The sequence below is a fragment of the Candidatus Manganitrophus noduliformans genome (assembly GCF_012184425.1).
Taxonomy (GTDB): domain Bacteria; phylum Nitrospirota; class Nitrospiria; order SBBL01; family Manganitrophaceae; genus Manganitrophus; species Manganitrophus noduliformans.
Genome location: NZ_VTOW01000001.1, coordinates 555,063 through 573,020, shown reverse-complemented (window position 1 = coordinate 573,020; position 17,958 = coordinate 555,063). Strand labels below are relative to the sequence as shown.

Genomic DNA, 17,958 nt, shown 5'->3' with positions numbered 1-17,958 from the left:
TTTATGGACGAGGAAAAACCGCTTTCTTCTCTACCGATAGCGCCTCGGCAAGAATTTCTTCGACCCACCTGCAGACCTCATCCAGGCCTTCCAGCCTTTTGAGATTGGTGAAGATGTAGGGACGATCGGCGCGCATTCTTTTCGTATCCCGGTCCATGACGCCGAGGTCGGCCCCGACGTATGGGGCGAGATCGATTTTGTTGATGACGAGCAGATCGGACCGGGTAATTCCGGGACCTCCTTTGCGCGGAATCTTGTCCCCCGCGGACACGTCGATCACATAAATCGCCCGATCGACCAGCTCCGGGCTGAAGGTGGCGGCCAGATTATCCCCGCCGCTCTCGACGAAGATTAATTCCAAATCGGGAAACCGATGGACCAGCTGATCGATGGCATGGAGGTTTCCGGAAGCATCCTCCCGGATCGCCGTGTGGGGACAGCCGCCGGTCTCGACGCCGATGATCCGCTCTTTTTCCAAAGCCCCCGCCCGGATCAGAAACTCGGCATCCTCGCGGGTGTAGATGTCGTTGGTCACGACCGCCAGATGATACCGATCCCGCAGCCGCATGCAGAGCCTTTCAGTGAGGGCGGTTTTCCCGGAACCGACCGGACCGCCGATCCCGATACGGACCGGCAGGCGGAGCTGCCGCGGCGTCGGAGCGACTGGCTCATGATCATGAAATCCTCCCATCCCCTTCCCTCCAATTTATATGTGGGGCCGGCGCCGAATAACCGTGTTCGTTACAGATCTTCTCACCAGGTGCGCCATACCCCACACCCTACGACTGAAACAACCGCATCTCGGCCATTTCATGCCGCATGCTGCGAATCTCCAACGCCGGCTGGAATGAAGCCGGGGCCACCTCCCGTTCCGAGAGAACGTGCTCCAGCGCTCCCCCCTCGCAAATCTCCTTCCAGAGCCGGGCGAGGATCCGCTGCCCCTCCCCCTGGCCGATCGGCAACAGCCGCAGCCCCGCCGAGACCTGCCCTGACGCCATCCCATAGAGATATCCGATCAGGGTCGGAACCATCGGCCGCTCGGCGGCCACGCCCGCCAGCGCAAAAGCCACGGCCGGATCGCCCCGAAGCTGTCCCTCCTTCAATGCTTCCAGACATCCTCTCGTCCACGAAGAGGGATAAAGATCGGCCGTCATCTGAATCCAGCGCCGCCCGATGGCCCGGCTTCCCTCCCGGAATTCCATCGGCAGCCGCATCGCCATTCCCTCTTCATCCAAAGCGGAGAGCGTCTTCAAATCCGCCTGCACGGCTGCCGCATTCGCTTTCCTGATGAGGACGCACTCCCCTGGAAAAACCGAGTAGATCAACTTTGCCCGAATCGACCGAAAGAGCCCTTCGCCGTCCCGCACCCTCCCCTCCCGGACCGCTTCTTCCAGACCGAAGGAGTGGGCATACCCCCCCGCCGGGAAGAGGGAGTCGCACCATTGAAGAAGGCCGAGGAGATCTTTTGGAGAAAGATTCATTTCCGGTCCATGCATGTAGGGGCGTATTGCAATACGCCCCTACACCGTTTAAAACAAAAAATACCGCTGCGCCATCGGCAGCTTCTGTGCCGGCTCGCAGCGCAGTAGAACCCCGTCGGCCCTGACCTCGTAGGTCTCCGGGTTCACCTCGATCCGCGGGAGCGCATCGTTCAGCCACATCTCCCGTTTCCCGATCCGCCGGCAACCCTGCACCGCAACAGTTCTTTTCCTCAGCTCCAGGCTCGCCGCGAGGCCGGTCTCCGCCGCCGCCTTGGAGAGAAAGGTGATGCTGTTTTCATAGGGAGCGCCCCCGAAGGCGCCGAACATCGGACGGTAGAGGACCGGCTGCGGGGTCGGGATCGAGGCGTTCGGATCGCCCATCGCCGCCCGGAGAATCATACCCCCCTTCACCACCCGCTCCGGCTTCACCCCGAAAAACGCCGGCCGCCAGAGGACCAGATCGGCCAGCTTTCCCACTTCGAGCGATCCGACCTCGTCGGCGATCCCATGCGCGATCGCCGGATTGATCGTGTATTTGGCGATGTACCGCCGCGCCCGGAGGTTGTCGCTTCCTTCCCCCTCTTCCGGCAGCGGGCCGCGCTGTCCCTTCATCTTGCTCGCCGTCTGCCAGGTCCGGAGGATCACCTCCCCCACCCGCCCCATCGCCTGGGAGTCGGAGGCCATGATCGAAAAGGCGCCGAGATCGTGAAGAATATCCTCCGCCATGATCGTCTCGGGGCGAATCCGGGAGTCGGCAAAGGCGACATCTTCCGGGAGCGAAGGATCGAGGTGATGGCAGACCATCAGCATGTCGAGATGTTCGTCGATCGTGTTGACCGTGAACGGCCGGGTTGGATTGGTTGATCCCGGCAGGATGTTCGCCTCCCCGCAGAGGCGGATAATATCGGGGGCATGTCCGCCGCCGGCTCCTTCGGTGTGATAGGCATGGATCGTCCTCCCGGCGATCGCCTCGATCGTCGCCTCGACGAAACCGGCCTCGTTCAAGGTATCGGTATGAATCGCCACCTGGACATCGAACCGATCGGCGACTGTGAGCGCGGTGTCGATGGCGCGCGGGGTGGTACCCCAATCTTCATGCAGCTTCAACCCGATCGCTCCGCCGAGGATCTGCTCCTCCAGCGGCGCCGTCGACGACGCGTTCCCCTTTCCGAGAAAACCAAGGTTGATCGGAAAGCCGTCGGCCGCCTGGAGCATCCGGGCGAGATTCCACGGCCCCGGGGTGCAGGTGGTCGCGTTCGTCCCGGTGGCCGGTCCCGTCCCGCCGCCGATCATTGTCGTAATCCCGGAGGTGATGGCTTCATCGATCTGCTGCGGGCAAATGAAGTGGATATGGGAGTCGATCCCGCCGGCGGTGACAATCATCCCCTCGCCGGCGATCACTTCGGTGGCGGCGCCGACCACCATCCCGGCGGTCACGCCGTCCATGATCTCCGGATTCCCCCCTTTTCCAATTCCGACGATCCGGCCTCCCTTGATCCCGATATCGGCCTTCACGATCCCCCAGTAATCGAGGATCAACGCATTCGTGATAATCAAATCGAGCGCCCCTTGTTCCGACGTCGCCCCGACCGACTGCCCCATCCCGTCGCGGAGAACTTTCCCCCCGCCGAACTTGCATTCGTCCCCATAAACGGTCAGGTCCCGTTCGATCCGGATGATCAAGTCGGTGTCGGCCAGGCGGACCCGGTCGCCGGTCGTCGGTCCGAACATTTCGGCATAGACCCGCCGCGGGATCTTCAGACTCATGAGTTTCCCTCCTGAAATCCCTTTTCCCGAAGCCGCATCAACGCCGCGCTCTTCTGCGCCGATCCCGCCGGGCCTTCGGTCAGGCCGTTTAATCCTCGGACAATCCGGCTCCCGCCGAGCGCCACAAGAACAATCCGCTTCTTCTCTCCCGGCTCGAACCGGACCGCGCCGCCCGAGGGGATATTCAGCCGCATCCCGAATGTGGCCTCCCGATCGAAGGAAAGCGATCGGTTCACTTCGAAGAAATGAAAATGAGAGCCGACCTGAACCGGCCGGTCGCCGGTATTCGTGACGGTCATCTCAATGGTCCGCCGGCCGGCGTTCGCCTCGATCTCGCCGTCGGCGATGAAATATTCTCCTGGAATCATTATGTTTTCCTCATTAGGCCTCTGTAGAGACTTCCCGGCGGGACGTCTCTACCATACAGAGGACGACACCCTGCATCATCCTATTTCACGTGATCGGATCGTGGATCGTCACCAGCTTGGTTCCGTCGGGGAAGGTCCCCTCCACCTGGATCTCCTTGATCATCTCCGGCACCCCTTCCATGACGTCGTCCCGCGAGAGGATCTTCCGCCCCATCTCCATCAGCTCCGAAACCCGTTTCCCGTCGCGAATCCCCTCCATCACCGCCGAGGTGATGAGCGCCACCGCCTCCGGATAATTGAGCTTGAGGCCGCGTCCCTTCCGCTCCTTCGCCAATTGGGCCGCCAGATAGATCAGGAGCTTCTCCTGCTCCCGGGGTGTCAGATGCATTTAATCTCCTCTGTAGGGGCGTATTGCAATACGCCCCTACCCATCCGAAACATCACACCGTCAGATGCCGGCGGACCACCTCGTCGGTCAATTTCTCAACCGGCCCTTCCGCCGCAATCGCCCCCTTCTCCATCACGTAGAACGAATCGGCAATCTCCCGGACCAATGAAAGGTACTGCTCCACCAGGAGAATCGCCATCTTTCCCTCCCCCTTGATCCGGCGGATCACCGCCACGATCTCCTTGATGATCGACGGCTGGATTCCCTCGGTCGGCTCGTCTAAAAGAAGCAGCCGCGGACCGGAGACGAGCGCCCGGCCGATGGCGAGTTGCTGCTGCTGCCCGCCGCTGAGATCGCCGCCGCGCCGGCCGAGCATCGTCTTCAGAACGGGGAAGAGGTCGAAAACCTCCGCCGGGATCGTTCTCCCGCCCGACGCCTCCAGACCGATCAGGAGATTTTCTTCGACCGTCAGGCTCGGAATGATCTCCCGGCCCTGGGGAACATAGCCGATTCCGCGCCGGGCGCGCAAGTAGGGGGGCGCCTTCGTGATCTCCTCCCCGGCCAGCGTGATTCCTCCCCCCTTGGGGGCGAGGAGGCCGATGATGGTTTTCATCAAGGTCGTCTTCCCCACTCCATTCCGACCCATCAGACAGACAACCTTCCCCGCCGGGATGCTCAGATGAACCCCCCGAAGCACCTGGCTGTCTCCGTAAGAGACGTTGATCCCCTGCACCTCAAGCATGGGCCTCCTGCTCCCGTCCGAGATAAACCTCGACCACCCGCGGGTCGTTCTGAACCTGCAACATCGGCCCCTCGCAAAGAACCGTCCCCTCATGGAGGACGGTCACCCTTTTGGCGAAATGGCGGACGAACTCCATGTCATGTTCGATCACCAACACCGAATGCTCCCGGGCAATTCCCTCTAAAAGCAGGCCGGTCTCCTCCCGCTCTTTTCCGGTCATCCCCGCCACCGGCTCGTCGATCAAAAGAAGCTTCGGCTCCTGCGCCATCACCATCCCGATCTCCAGCCACTGCCGCTGGCCGTGGGCGAGGGTTCCGGCGAACCGCTCGGCATGCTCCGCCAGCCCGATCCAGTGGAGGATCGCCTCGATCCGCTCCCGCTCCTCCCGTCCCCGCCGGCCGAAGAGAGACGGGATCACCCCCTTCTTCCCCCGCAGCGCGAGGGCGAGATTATCGAAAACGGTATGGTGCGGAAAAGCGGTCGGGGTCTGAAATTTTCGGCCGATCCCCCGGTTGGCGATCTGGTGCTCTCTCAACGGGAGAAGATCGGTCCCCGCTTCGAAGATGACCCGGCCCTTCGCCGGCTTGACCTTCCCGGAGATCACGTCCAGCAGGGTCGTCTTCCCGGCCCCGTTCGGCCCGATGACGAACCGGAGCTCTCCCCGCTCCATAAAAAAATTCAAGTCGCGCAGCGCCAAAAAGCCCTCGAAGCTGACCGTCACCGCCTCCAGATAGATGATCGTCTCCCTCGGAGGAGCCGTTGCTTTTTCCTCAATGACTGCGACATCGACCTGAACATCTTTCCTGCTTCCATCAATTTCTTTTGGCTGACCGTTCGAGGGAAGCCCCTCCCCCATCCCGCTTGCAGATTTCACTCTTCCGAACCTTCGTTTTACCCACTGTTGGATCTGAGCCGGCAATCCGACCAGTCCGTTCGGAAAAAAGAGGACCCCTGCGACAAAAAGCCCGCCAAGGAGAAAGGGCCAGAGCTGCGGGACCTTGGTCGTCAGATAGGTCCGCAGACCGTTGACGACGACGGCGCCGAGGGCCGCGCCGATCAACGTCCCGCGGCCGCCGAGCGCGACCCAGACGACCACCTCCAGCGACGGGAGAACCCCCATCTGGCTGGGGGTGATGATCCCCACTTGCGGCACATACAAGGCGCCGGCCACCCCCGCCAAAACGGCCGAGACGGAAAAGACGAAAACTTTGAATCCGGTCGTGGAGAAGCCGCAAAAATGGAGGCGGCGCTCGTTGTCCCGGATCGCACGAAGGACCTTCCCCAACTTGGAGGAAACGATCGACCGGCAGAGAAGATAGGCCCCGATGAGGAAAACGACCGTTGCGATGTAGAGTCCCCGCTGCGTCGCCGGATCGTGGAGGGAAAACCCGAGGAGGGTCTTGAAATCGGTGAGGCCGTTCGTTCCGCCGAGGTTCATTTCGTTTCGATTGAAGAGGAGCCAGGCGGCGAAAGCAAGCGCCTGCGTCAGGATGGAGACATAGACCCCTTTGATCCGGCTGCGGAAGGTGAGATAGCCGAAGATCCCCCCGAAGAGGGCCGGGATCAGGATCACCCCCAGCGCCGCCAATCCGAAGTGCTCGAACGGCTTCCAGAACCAGGGGAGCTCCGCCACCTGGTTCCAGACCATGAAATCGGGGATCGCCTCGCCGTATTTACTCTGCTCCGACCCGATCTCCAGCATCAGATACATCCCGATGGCATATCCGCCGAGGCCGAAGAAAACCCCCTGGCAGAGACTTAAGATCCCGGCATAACCCCAGAGCAGATCCATGCCGATCGCCAAGATCGCCAGCGAGAGATATTTCCCAAGAAGGGTTAGATAAAAGTCGGGAAGATGGAGCGCGGCGCCGGCCGGAAGCATGTTGAGGATCGGAAGGATCACCCCCAGAACAAGCGCCGTTGCAATCAGCCCGAAGTTCCCCTTCTTCGAATCGACCGACATTATGCCGACTCCGCCGCGCGGCCTTTGGCCGGGAAGAGACCGGAGGGCTTTCGCTGAAGGAAGAGGATGATCGCCGCGAGGATAAAAATTTTGGCGTAGATCGCCCCGCCGGTCCCGCCGATCATCGGCTCCAAGATCTTATTCAGCATTCCGATCCCAAACGCCGAGACGACCGTCCCGGCCAGCTTGCCGACCCCGCCGACCACGACCACCATAAACGAATCGACGATATAGGTTTTCCCCATCTCCGGATCGACATTCCCCACCAGACTCAAGGCGCATCCCGCCAGCCCCGCCAGGCCCGCTCCCAAAGCAAAGGTCCATCCATCGACACGGCGGGTCGAGATCCCCAGGCACGCGCTCATGTCGCGGTTTTGCGTGACCGCCCGGATCTTCAGCCCCCAGCGGGTCCGCGAGAGGAGAAGAGAAACCCCCACCAATCCCACGATGCTTAAGGCGATAATGAAAATGCGATTGTAAGGTAAAACCAGACCGACCGTCGCCTGAACGCCGCCGCGGATCCAGGTCGGCGCGTTCACACTCGTCAGATCGCCGAAATACCACCGCGCCGCCTGCTGCAGAATCATGCTGATCCCCCAGGTCGCCAGCAGCGTCTCGAGCGGCTTTCCGTAGAGAAACCGAATCACCCCCTTCTCCAAAAGCCACCCGACCACGGCGGCCACAAGAAAAGAGAGCGGGAGCGCCGCGATAAAATAGAGATCGTGATACCCCGCCGGAAAGCGCGTTCTGAAAATCTCCTGCAGGACGAAGGTTGTATAGGCCCCCATCATCATCATCTCGCCGTGGGCCATGTTGATCACCCCCATCAACCCGAAGGTGATCGCCAGGCCGAGCCCCATCAACAACAGGATCGATCCGAGGCTGATCCCGCTGAAAAGGGTCCCGACAAACTGCTCCCGGGCCTGGTAGTCCTCGATTCGTCCGATCGCCGTCCGGAGCGCCGATCGGACGGCAGGGTCGGTTTCGGCCGGCTCCTCGGAAAAGAGGGCCTTCAATCGGGGAAGCCCCTGCTGGCTGTGGATCGTCCCCAACCGCTCCGCCGCCGCGCGACGGACCGCCGGATCGGGATCTGCGAGCTGAATTTGTCCAACCGCCTCTTCCATCGCATGCCGCGCCCAACGATCGGTTTCCCGGGACAAGGCCCGGGTCAGCGGGAGAAGATTGGAGAGATCCCCCCCGTTCCCGATTTTGGTCGCCGCCGAGCGGCGCGCCTCCGGGGAAGGATCGGAAAGTTTGATCCGGTCGAGCGCCGCCGAGACCCACCGCCGCCCTTCACTCGATCCGACCGAGATCATCTCGAATCCCTCGTCGGTTCCATCCCCTTCGCCGATCCGCTCCCCGGTCAACGGATCGACCAGGAGACCTTTCTTCTCGCCGTCGGGCGAGGCGACCATTTCAACGCGGACAACCCGGACCGCTCCGTCGGTCGTCCACCGGTAAAGACTCCCCTCATGCAGCGCCGTGAGGAGGGGAAGACTCGCCGGATCTCCCTCCTCGGCCAATTCCTTCAGCGTCCCCGCCTGAACCTCCGGATCATCCCCGGCGATCTGCTGGAGGAGCAGCCCCTTATCTCCACCGGCGGGAAGGGACCCCTCCGACCAAGCGGACTGAAGCGGCCCAAAAAGAAAAATGAAGACCAGAACGACTATTTGTAATTTCATCTTTTCGCCATACCACACGGGGCCGGGAGACGTTTCCGCCCCCCGGCCCCCGACACCTGCTTTAAACTACATCGGCTCGATCGGCATCGCCGACGGATCGAGGAAGACCTTCTGGCCCCCCTTCATGTCGAACGACCCCTTGCCCCCCTTGCTCCAATCACATTGGCGATCGGGATAGGTGTACTCGCTCCACGGCTCCGGCGTCACGAGCCCTTTCGACTGCCAGATGATCTCGAATTGACCGTTGGCCAAGATCCGGCCGATATAAACCGGCTTCGCGGTGTGATGGTTCCGCGTATCGGCCACGATTTTTCCCGCCGCCGTTTGGACCTCCAGTCCGGGATAGGCCTTCAGCACCGCATCGACATCGGTGCTCCCCGCCTTTTCGACCGCCGCCTTCCAAAGATAGAGGCCGTTATACCCCCAGAACATCGGATCATCCACCACACGGCTCGCCCCGCCGGGGAGGTTGTTCTTTTTGGCGAATGCCTTGAACTTCTTGACCAGCTCCTTGTTCTCCGGGGTGCTGACCGATTGGAAATAGTTCCACGCCGCCAGGTGGCCGACCAACGGCTTGGTGTCGAGGCCGCGCAGCTCATCTTCCGCCACGCTGAACGACATCACCGGACACTCGTCCGCTTTCACCCCAGTGTTCGCCAGCTCTTTGAAGAGGGGAACGTTGGAGTCGCCGTTGACGGTGTTGATCACCGCCGCTTTCCCGCCGGCGCAGAACCGTTTGATCTTGGCGACGATCGTTTGATAGTCCTGGTGATGGAACGGGGTGTACTCTTCCATGATGTCCTTCTCGGCGATTCCTTTCTTCAGGAGCATCGCCCGGAGGATCTTGTTCGTGGTCCGCGGATAAACGTAGTCGGTGCCGAGCAGGTAGAATTTTTTCTTCTCCCCCCCTTCTTTGCTCAGGAAATATTCCACGGCGGGAACGGCCTGCTGGTTGACCGACGCGCCGGTGTAGATGATGTTCCGGGAGCACTCTTCCCCCTCATACTGCACCGGATAGAAGAGAAGGCCGTTGTTCTTCTCGACCACCGGGAGCACCGACTTCCGGCTGACCGACGTCCAGCAGCCGAAGATCACCGGAACTTTGTCCTGAACCAGAAGCTTCTTCGCCTTCTCGGCGAAGAGGTCCCAGTTGGAGGCGGGATCTTCCACGATCGGCTCGATCTTCCGGCCGAGCACCCCCCCCTTGGCGTTGATCTCCTCGATTCCCATCATCATGATGTCTTTGATCGACTGCTCGCTGATCGCCATCGTTCCGCTGAGCGAATGGAGGATGCCGATCTTGATGGGTGGTTTCTCCTCCCCCGCCGCATTTGCGACCTCCCTTGCAGCGAAGGTCCCGACGACCCCCACCGCCAAGAGAACCAGAAGACCGAATAATGTCGGCTTCAGATAACGCCGTTTTGTTTTGACCCCTTCCGTTGATTTTTTTTCTCCCACCATCTCTCCTCTCCTTCTGATAGTGATCTTCCCTTGACTTACTTCAGGGCGACAAACGATGCCCCCATCAATCACATGTGTCGATCGATTCGCTTAAGAATGGTCAATATTTTCGAATGGGGGGGAGGGATCTCCCCAACACCTCCTTTCGAAAAAGGTCCCAGAGGTTAAAAAAAAACCGTGAAGGGCCGGGGTGTCGTGGGCCAGCGCCCGGACCGCCAGACCCCGACGGGATAGGAGCGTGGCCCCCCAGAAAAGATCGGCCCGTTCGACCGATCGGAAAGCCGTAAGAAGCCTCATCCGGGCCGACTCCGGGCAGAAGAGATAAAGGGTGCCGAGATGACTGAAGCCCTCCATCACCCCGATCTCCTCCAACGGGCGTTCGGAGGGGGCCAGCCGAAATCGCTCTTGAACCAGAACCCCTTCCGGATCGACGATCCGCAATTGATTCTCATAAAGCCGGTAGGCAAACGATTCCCCCCGGGCAAGCCTTCCGGGGCCGAGGAGGTCGGCGTAAAAAAGGATGGCCTGCTCCTCCAGAAAAATATCGGTCTCTTGATGAAAAGCCGCTCCGGCATAGGGGAGAACCGGCTCGGCCAGATATTCCAGGGTGGCGCCGGGACCGACGGAGAGGGTGGTCCGCTGGCGGGCCTCCCCCGACGGCGTCGGATGGACCCGCGTCGCCGCCGGCGTCGTCACGACGGCGTGGGTCCCCTTCTCCAGACGGAGGGAGATCTCGAGTTGGTCCCCCTCCAGAATTCCCGCCGTGGCGTTGAGAAGATAAAGATGGGCCGTCCCCTCCCCCTCGGGGTAGAACGGCCGGATCACCCGAAGCGGCGCCTGCTGGCGGATCTCCCGCGCCACCGTTCGATTTCTCTTTTGTTCAAAGGTGATGTTTAGAATCCCGTGCACCTGCCGTCCCATCCGTATTTGTAGGGGCAGACCCGTGTGTCTGCCCCTATGAGAGGATGCCCGTTAGATCTGGAACTGAAGGCCCAGTTTGATCATGTCAAAATCGGGGGCGCCCGCGGCAGCCGGATCATCCTGAGAATAGGTGAGGGTGATCCGAGCGTTGTGTCCATCGATGATATAGCTCAATGCCACATCGAGTCGGCTGTGATCGCCGGTGGCCGGACCTTCATTCTCGAACCGCTGATACCGGACCATCGGCTGGAGCTGTCCCTGAAGCGTCTCCCCGCCGACCTTGCCGGGAAGGAGATAGCTGATCAGCGCGAAGTAGCCGTCCCCTTCCGTGGCAAGCCCTTCGTTATCGTAGTCATAATAGGCCCCTTCCAAGGTCGCGACCCCTGCCGAACCGAGATTCCGCTCAACGAGGAGATCGACGTTCCAGCCGGTAAAATCGCCGGAAGCCCCCGCCGTTCCGACGGCGTCTTTTTGGGTCATTGCCGCCAGGCCGATTGCGAGAACGTTCATCGATCCGTAATAGGTGCTGCTGTTGTAGTACCCCGCCTCCGGATCCCACAGATTGAGGGTGAGCCGCCCCGCGTAAAGGAGGTTGTCTTTCTCATTCGGTCCGCCTGTCGTCCCGTCGAAGGCGCCGACCTGGTACTTAAATTTTCCTCCGCCGATCATCCCCCAGATCGCCGCGCCGTCATCCCGCCCGGCGAAGATCGCCGGATACATCTGAACGAAGGGGAAATCCCAGGCGTTCAGATAGTAGGGGCCGTCCAGATTCGAGCGGTCGCTGGGAGGAAGAAAACGGCCGAACCAAATATTGAAGTAATCGTTAAAACCAAACTTCACGACCGCATCCAGGACACGAATGCTCTCCGTTGTGGCGGACGTCTGCTCGCGTTCGGTATTGAACTCAAAGGTGATTAATTCATGGAGCTGTCCACTCATGTAGAGGCGGATATTATCAAGCGCAAAGTCTTTGGACCAATCCTCTCCGCTCGGGGCGGCATCTTCGATCATGTTGAAGCTGGTCCGCAGCCCCATCCCGACACTGACGGAGCGCACGTCGTCGATTTTGATCGTTCCCCCCGCGTGGGCCGTCGAAGGCCCTGTTGCCAATGAGGAGAGAAGAATTCCGAGAAGTCCCAGGAAAACGAAGATGCGCCCAAGGCGATATCGTATCATTTGGTTTTTTTCCTCCATGTGTCGGTTGTGGTGATCGGTTGGGTCGGTGGTCTTTCATTTTGGGCAAAAAAAAAGTGCATCACCCGCGCGAACCACGCCGGGATGAGGCACCTTGCCTGCACGGAGATTACCTCTTCGTAATCGACCGCTCGTCGTACATGATTCTCTTGGTGCAATTGCTATACCGATTGGATCTGTAAGCGCGCTTACTTTCACAAAAGAACTCGAACGCCCTACAACCGCGCGTCATTTATTTGACAGCGGGGATAGAAATAGGACATCAAAAATGCAATCCCGAAAAGTAACCGGGCCGAACGATTTTGTCGCGAAATGAACAAATCTGTTTTTTTTGTCTCCACTGTGTCGCCCGAATTCGACTCGGAAAATGTTCTTCTTCTTGACCCTTCATCGGCCGCTGTGATAAGGTGCTCGCGTTTTGACTTCCTCCCTCAAATGTGTTATCCAAAAGAGCGGGAATCATGTCTCAACAGGCTTTTTTGGAAATAGAGGGGCTGACCAAAACCTTCGACGGGCTGAAGGCGCTCGAAGGGGTTGCGCTCTCGATCGAAGCGGGGAAGGTGACCAGCCTCATCGGGCCGAACGGCGCGGGGAAAACGACCTTTTTCAACTGTATTACCGGCCTGATCCCGCCGACCGCCGGCCTGATTCGGTTTCGAGGGGAGCCGATCGGTTCTCTCCCGCCGCACGAGATCACCCGTCGCGGGGTGGCGCGGACCTTTCAGAACATCCGGCTTTTTTCGGAGATGACGGTTCTCGAAAATGTCATGGTCGGCCGGTATCCGCGAAGCGCTCCCCCGCTGATCGGCACTTTTATCGGCGCGCTTTTGCAGAGCCGGCACTTTCGAGGGAAAGAACGGCGGCTCCGCGAGGAGGGGCTTCAATCGTTGGAATTTGTCGGCCTGGCCGACCGGCACGACCTCACGGCGCGCCATCTCTGTTACGGCGACCAGCGGCGCCTCGAGATCGCCCGGGCGCTGGCGTCGGAGCCGGGCCTGATCCTCTTGGACGAGCCGGCGGCCGGAATGAACCCCCGCGAGACCGAGGCGCTCATGGTCCTGATCGGCCGGATCCGCGATCAGGGAATTACCCCGTTTCTGATTGAGCACAACATGAAAATGGTGATGAAGATCTCCGACCGGATCTTCGTCCTCGACCATGGGGTGAAAATTGCCGAAGGAACGGCGCAGGAGATTCAAGGCAATACCAAGGTCATCGAGGCCTACCTCGGGAAGGCGGAGACGGGAGGTGAGGAGCAGTCGAAACTTCCCTGACCCCGCGCTCCTTTTTTAAAATGCTCGCAATAAATGATCTGCGCGCTTCCTACGGCGCGGTGACGGTTTTGAATGGGATCTCCCTGGAGGTCGCATCGGGCGAGGTCGTGGCGCTCATCGGCGCGAACGGCGCCGGGAAGACGACCACCCTGATGACGATCTCGGGAATCCTTCCGAACCGCTCCGGAAGCATTCTTTTTTGCGGGGAGGAGATCTTGGGTCTTCCGCCGCACCGGATTGTTGAGAAGGGAATCTGTCATGTCCCGGAAGGGCGGCGGATTTTTCCAAGGCTTTCGGTCTTAGAAAACCTGGAGATGGGGGGCTACCTCCAAACCGGCCCGAAGCGGGCCGAGGAAGATCTCGAGCAGATCTTCACCTTCTTTCCGATTTTAAAAGAGCGTCGATTTCAGCGGGGAGGGACCCTCAGCGGGGGGGAGCAGCAGATGCTGGCGATCGGCCGGGCGCTGATGTCGCGGCCCAAACTCCTCCTTCTGGATGAGCCCTCTCTCGGCCTCTCCCCCTTGATGGCCGAGAAGATTTTTGAGATGATTAGGGAGATTCGTCGGCAGGGGAAGACGATCCTTCTGGTAGAGCAGAACGCGCACGCGGCGCTGACATTGGCCGACCGCGGCTATGTGATGGAGACCGGCCGGATCGTCTTATCCGATCCGGCGTCGCAGCTCTTGCAGAACCCGCGGGTTCAGTCCGCCTACTTGGGATCGGGATCTTCCCTCTAAGAGCGCCACACACAACCGAACCGTTCGAGGTGGATGATGAAGAGAACTCCTCTCTATGAGAGACATGTAAAGTTAGGCGCGAAGATCGTTCCCTTCGCCGGATGGCAGATGCCCCTTTCTTATTCCGGCGTCACGGATGAGCATCAGTCGGTTCGGACGGCGGCGGGGCTCTTCGACATCAGCCACATGGGGCGCTTCGAGCTCTCCGGGAAGGGAGCGGAGGCCTATCTGGAACGGCTGACCCCCGGCCCCGTCCACAAAATGCAGCGGGGAAGCGCCCAATATTCGATGCTCTTGAACAAGACCGGCGGCATCCTCGACGACATCTACCTTTATAAGCGGGGGGTCGATAAGTTTTTTGTGATCGTCAATGCGGCCAATCTCGACAAAGATTTCAAGTGGATGACGAGCCATCTTCCCCCCGGGGTCGATCTGAAGGATGTCAGCGGAGAGACGGCGCTGCTGGCCTTACAGGGCCCTAAGTCGTGGGAAGTGCTGGTTCAGATCATTCCCTTCGGTAAAACCGAGATCGCCCTTCGAAACTTCATTGAAACCGAGCTGGTCCCGGCGCGCGGCGCCAAAGGAATCATCGCCCGAACCGGCTACACCGGGGAAAAGGGATATGAGCTGGTTATTCCGGCGGAAGCGGCCGAAACGGTCTGGAATGCCCTGCTGGAGGCCGGGAAAGCGGAGCGGATCAAACCGGTCGGGCTCGGCGCGCGGGATACCTTGCGGCTGGAGATGGGCTATCCTCTCTACGGCCACGACATGGACGAGAAGACGACCCCGATCGAGGCCGATCTGGAGCGCTTCATCGATTTTGAGAAAGATTTTATCGGAAAAGAGGCCTTGGTCCGGCAGCGGGAGAAGGGGTCCCAACGGAAGCTCATCGGCTTTGAGCTTCTCACCGGGGGGGTTCCCCGGGAGGGCCATACGATCTATTCCGACCAGAAGATCATCGGCAAAGTCGCCTCGGGGAATTTCTCCCCCTCGCTGCGAAAGGGAATCGGCATGGGTTATGTCGATCCCCGCTACAGCGAGATCGGGAGCGAGGTCCTGATCGACATCCGCGGAAACGCCACCCCGGCGATCATTGTCAAACGGCCTTTTTATAAAAAGAAGAAATAAAAGACGGACGGAGGTTTCATGGAATACATTCCCAAAACGGCGGCGGAAGAAACGGCGATGCTGGAGGCGATCGGCGTCTCCTCCTTCGATCAACTCTTGGAGATTCCCGCCGGCCTGCGGCTGAACCGGCCCCTGAATCTTCCCCCTCCCCTCTCGCAGATGGAGCTGCGGCGGGAGCTCTGGGAGATCAGCCGAAAAAATCTCGACACCAACACCGCCCTCTCTTTTCTCGGCGGGGGGAGTTATGACCACTTCGTTCCGAGCACCGTGGGGCATGTCCTCTCCAAATCGGAGTTCTACACTTCTTACACCCCCTATCAGGCGGAAATGAGCCAAGGACTTCTCCAAACGATCTATGAATACCAGACGATGATCTGCCAGCTGACCGGGATGGAGGTCTCGAACGCGTCGGTGTATGACGGCGCTTCGGCGCTGGCCGAAGGGGCCTTGATGGCGATGCGGGTCACCAAGCGGAGCAAGGTCATCCTCGCTCGGACCGTTCATCCCCACTATCGGCAGGTCGTGAAGACCTACCTCTCCGGCCTCCCGGCGGCCCGGATCAAGGAAGCCCCCTTTCACGCCGGATCGACATCGATCGAACGGCTCGGCGAGCTGATCGACGATCAGACCGCCGCCGTTCTGATTCAACACCCGAATTTCTTCGGACAGTTGGAAGAGGTCGAAGAGATCGAACGGCTCGCCCATGCGCGCGGAGCGCTTCTGGTGATGACGGTCGATCCGATCTCCCTCGGCATTCTGAAGACCCCCGGTGAATTCAACGCCGATATCGCCGTCGGCGAGGGACAGTCGCTCGGGAATGCCGTCAGCTACGGCGGGCCGTACGTCGGCTTCTTCGCCACCCGGCGCGATTTCATCCGCCAGATGCCGGGGCGGGTGGTCGGCGCCACCACCGACGGACAGGGGCGGCCCGGCTTCTGCCTCACCCTCCAGACCCGCGAGCAGCATATCCGCCGGGAGCGGGCCACCTCGAATATCTGCACCAATCAGGCGCTCAATGCGCTGGCGGCGGCGGTTTATCTCGCCACTGTCGGGAAGGAAGGGCTTCGTGATGTGGCGATGCTCTGTCTCGCCAAATCGCACGCGGCGCAAGAGAAGATCGTCGCGATTCCTGGATTCAGCGCTCCCTTCACCGCCCCTTTCTTCAAGGAGTTTGTCGTCCAGCTTCCGGTCCCGGCCTCCCGTCTTCTCAAGAAGGCGCGCCGCGCCGGCATTCTGGCAGGAATCGACCTCGGCGCCTATTATCGCGAGCTGAAAAATCATCTCTTGATCTGCGCCACGGAAAAACACCATCCGGAAGATATTGAGCGTCTGGTCGCGCAGTTTAAATCTTTTAACGTGTGATAACGATGTTGGAGCGCACCCCTGTCCCTGCAGATCGGAAGGCATTCATCGCCTCCCACATCGCTCAGATCAGCGAGGAACGGCTCCTCGGCCATCTCGAATCGTTGGTCGGCGTCCGGCACCCGGTGACCGCCCCGGAAGGGCTGCGGGCCGGCGGAGCCTATATCGCGGGACAGATGAAATCGTTCGGCCTCGACCTTCTCGAAGAAGCGATCGAGGGGGAGCACAACGAGCGGTTCGTCAATTTAATCGGACGGGAAAGCGGGGGCCGGTCCGGGAAGAAGATCCTGGTGATCGGCGCCCATTACGATACGGTTGCGGAGTCTCCCGGCGCCGATGACAACGCCAGCGGCTTGGCGGTGATGTTGGAAGTGGCCCGGATTCTCGCGCCGTTGCGCGGGAAGCTGACGCCGCAATTCGTCGCCTTCTCCTTGGAGGAAGAGGGCTTTTTGGGAAGCGATCACTACGCGCGGCAGGTCCGCCGGAACAAAGTCCCGCTCTGGGGGGCGATTATTCTGGAATGCGTCGGCTACACCGATGCGCGTCCCGGCTCGCAGACGGCGCCGGCCGGCCTGCCGATGAAGCTGCCGAGCCAAGGCGATTTCATCGGCCTGGTCGGCAATGCCGCCGCGGAGCCGATTCAGAAGGCGTATGAAGCGGCCGTCGCGACCTACTGCCCCGAGCTTCCCTGCGTCAGCCTGCTGGTCCCCGGCAAAGGAGAAGCCCTTCCCGACTCCCGGCGCTCGGACCATGTGCCGTTCTGGGACCGCGGCTACCGCGCGGTGATGCTGACCGATACCGCCGATTTCCGGAATCCGAATTACCACAAGAAGAGCGATCAATTAAAAACGCTCGATATGACTTTTATCACCCGGGTCGCGCGGTCTCTGGCGGCCGCCGTGATCGATCTTGCCGAGCTCGATCTCGTAGAAGCGAAATCATGAGGCGGAAAATCGGACGATGACGCGCGAAATTTATCACGGAAAAATTGTCCATCTCTTCGTCGAGTCGGCCGCCTTGCCGAACGGAAAGACCTTCGATCTGGAGGTCGTCCGGCATCCGGGGGCCTCGGCGGTCGTGCCGCTGAAAGAGGACGGCAAAGTCGTTCTGATCTACCAATACCGCCATGCCGCCGGAGGGTTTATCTACGAAGTCCCGGCCGGGAAACTCTCGCCGGGAGAGGCCCCCGAGTTGTGCGCGGAGCGGGAGGTCGAAGAGGAGGTCGGCTACAAAGTCGGCAAGCTGGAGAAGCTGACGACGATCTTCACCGCTCCCGGCTTCTGCGACGAGCAGATTCATCTCTTCCTCGGAACGGGGCTCGTCTTCAGCGGCCAGCAGCTGGGGGAAGATGAAGTGCTTCAGGTGATCGAGATGCCGTTTGAAGAGGCGATGAATCGGATTGAAGACCAGACGATCCGCGACGCCAAAAGCATCGTGGCATTGGAATTGTCATACAGACGAGCGAAGAAACGGGGCTGGATTTAAAAGAT

General features: G+C 60.3%; 17 protein-coding genes and 1 pseudogene. 6 read left to right on the top strand and 12 right to left on the bottom strand.

Annotated elements, in window-relative coordinates:
* Window position 1 precedes the first annotated feature (1 nt).
* From ureG to MNODULE_RS02700, 12 genes and pseudogenes are all read right to left on the bottom strand, one after another.
* Window positions 2-691: an urease accessory protein UreG gene (gene ureG / locus MNODULE_RS02755; protein WP_168057953.1), complete on the bottom strand. Its 690-nt coding sequence runs from the start codon at window positions 689-691 to the stop codon at window positions 2-4.
* A gap of 88 nt (window positions 692-779) precedes the next feature.
* On the bottom strand, window positions 780-1,481 hold the full coding sequence (locus MNODULE_RS02750) for an urease accessory protein UreF (RefSeq protein ID WP_168057952.1): 702 nt from the start codon (window positions 1,479-1,481) through the stop codon (window positions 780-782).
* A gap of 48 nt (window positions 1,482-1,529) precedes the next feature.
* Window positions 1,530-3,248 carry an urease subunit alpha gene (gene ureC / locus MNODULE_RS02745; RefSeq protein WP_168057951.1) on the bottom strand — a complete coding sequence of 573 codons (1,719 nt, stop codon included), beginning with the start codon at window positions 3,246-3,248 and terminating at the stop codon, window positions 1,530-1,532.
* Window positions 3,245-3,616 carry an urease subunit beta gene (gene ureB, locus MNODULE_RS02740; RefSeq protein WP_168057950.1) on the bottom strand — a complete coding sequence of 124 codons (372 nt, stop codon included), beginning with the start codon at window positions 3,614-3,616 and terminating at the stop codon, window positions 3,245-3,247. Before ureB ends, ureC begins: the two co-directional genes overlap by 4 nt.
* An 85-nt stretch (window positions 3,617-3,701) precedes the next feature.
* Window positions 3,702-4,004, bottom strand: coding sequence for an urease subunit gamma (locus MNODULE_RS02735; RefSeq protein WP_168057949.1), 303 nt, complete (start codon window positions 4,002-4,004; stop codon window positions 3,702-3,704).
* A gap of 52 nt (window positions 4,005-4,056) precedes the next feature.
* Window positions 4,057-4,746: an urea ABC transporter ATP-binding subunit UrtE gene (gene urtE / locus MNODULE_RS02730; protein WP_168057948.1), complete on the bottom strand. Its 690-nt coding sequence runs from the start codon at window positions 4,744-4,746 to the stop codon at window positions 4,057-4,059.
* A complete protein-coding gene (gene urtD, locus MNODULE_RS25390) occupies window positions 4,739-5,467 on the bottom strand; it encodes an urea ABC transporter ATP-binding protein UrtD (protein WP_422666745.1) in 729 nt (242 codons plus the stop codon). The genes urtE and urtD overlap by 8 nt, the downstream gene beginning before the upstream one ends.
* A 99-nt stretch (window positions 5,468-5,566) precedes the next feature.
* Window positions 5,567-6,709, bottom strand: a pseudogene (urtC, locus tag MNODULE_RS25385) (urea ABC transporter permease subunit UrtC); the annotation flags it as partial.
* Window positions 6,709-8,391 carry an urea ABC transporter permease subunit UrtB gene (gene urtB / locus MNODULE_RS02715; protein ID WP_168057947.1) on the bottom strand — a complete coding sequence of 561 codons (1,683 nt, stop codon included), beginning with the start codon at window positions 8,389-8,391 and terminating at the stop codon, window positions 6,709-6,711. The pseudogene urtC and the gene urtB, both read right to left, overlap by 1 nt.
* Before the next feature lie 66 nt (window positions 8,392-8,457).
* Window positions 8,458-9,852, bottom strand: a complete 1,395-nt coding sequence (gene urtA / locus MNODULE_RS02710; protein WP_168057946.1) for an urea ABC transporter substrate-binding protein — start codon at window positions 9,850-9,852, stop codon at window positions 8,458-8,460.
* Window positions 9,853-9,942: 90 nt separating this feature from the next.
* Window positions 9,943-10,761, bottom strand: a complete 819-nt coding sequence (locus tag MNODULE_RS02705) for an urease accessory protein UreD (RefSeq protein ID WP_168057945.1) — start codon at window positions 10,759-10,761, stop codon at window positions 9,943-9,945.
* Between the two features lie 63 nt (window positions 10,762-10,824).
* Window positions 10,825-11,949 carry a porin gene (locus tag MNODULE_RS02700; protein WP_168057944.1) on the bottom strand — a complete coding sequence of 375 codons (1,125 nt, stop codon included), beginning with the start codon at window positions 11,947-11,949 and terminating at the stop codon, window positions 10,825-10,827.
* Window positions 11,950-12,428: 479 nt separating this feature from the next.
* Here MNODULE_RS02700 and MNODULE_RS02695 point away from each other — a divergent pair, with 479 nt between their 5' ends.
* From MNODULE_RS02695 to MNODULE_RS02670, 6 genes are read left to right on the top strand one after another with little or no spacing between them, the layout of a single operon-like run.
* Entirely contained in the window at window positions 12,429-13,241 is an 813-nt protein-coding gene (locus tag MNODULE_RS02695) for an ABC transporter ATP-binding protein (RefSeq protein ID WP_168057943.1), read from the top strand.
* Between the two features lie 20 nt (window positions 13,242-13,261).
* Window positions 13,262-13,978, top strand: a complete 717-nt coding sequence (locus MNODULE_RS02690) for an ABC transporter ATP-binding protein (RefSeq protein WP_168057942.1) — start codon at window positions 13,262-13,264, stop codon at window positions 13,976-13,978.
* A gap of 33 nt (window positions 13,979-14,011) precedes the next feature.
* The gene (gene gcvT / locus MNODULE_RS02685; RefSeq protein ID WP_168057941.1) at window positions 14,012-15,106 is read left to right on the top strand and encodes a glycine cleavage system aminomethyltransferase GcvT; all 1,095 of its coding nucleotides are present in this window, start codon (window positions 14,012-14,014) and stop codon (window positions 15,104-15,106) included.
* 18 nt (window positions 15,107-15,124) lie between these two features.
* Window positions 15,125-16,468, top strand: a complete 1,344-nt coding sequence (gene gcvPA / locus MNODULE_RS02680) for an aminomethyl-transferring glycine dehydrogenase subunit GcvPA (protein WP_168057940.1) — start codon at window positions 15,125-15,127, stop codon at window positions 16,466-16,468.
* Between the two features lie 5 nt (window positions 16,469-16,473).
* Window positions 16,474-17,412: a M28 family peptidase gene (locus tag MNODULE_RS02675; RefSeq protein WP_168057939.1), complete on the top strand. Its 939-nt coding sequence runs from the start codon at window positions 16,474-16,476 to the stop codon at window positions 17,410-17,412.
* Between the two features lie 16 nt (window positions 17,413-17,428).
* Window positions 17,429-17,953 (top strand): NUDIX hydrolase, encoded by a 525-nt coding sequence (locus MNODULE_RS02670; RefSeq protein ID WP_168057938.1) that lies wholly within the window; start codon window positions 17,429-17,431, stop codon window positions 17,951-17,953.
* Window positions 17,954-17,958: the final 5 nt, after the last annotated feature.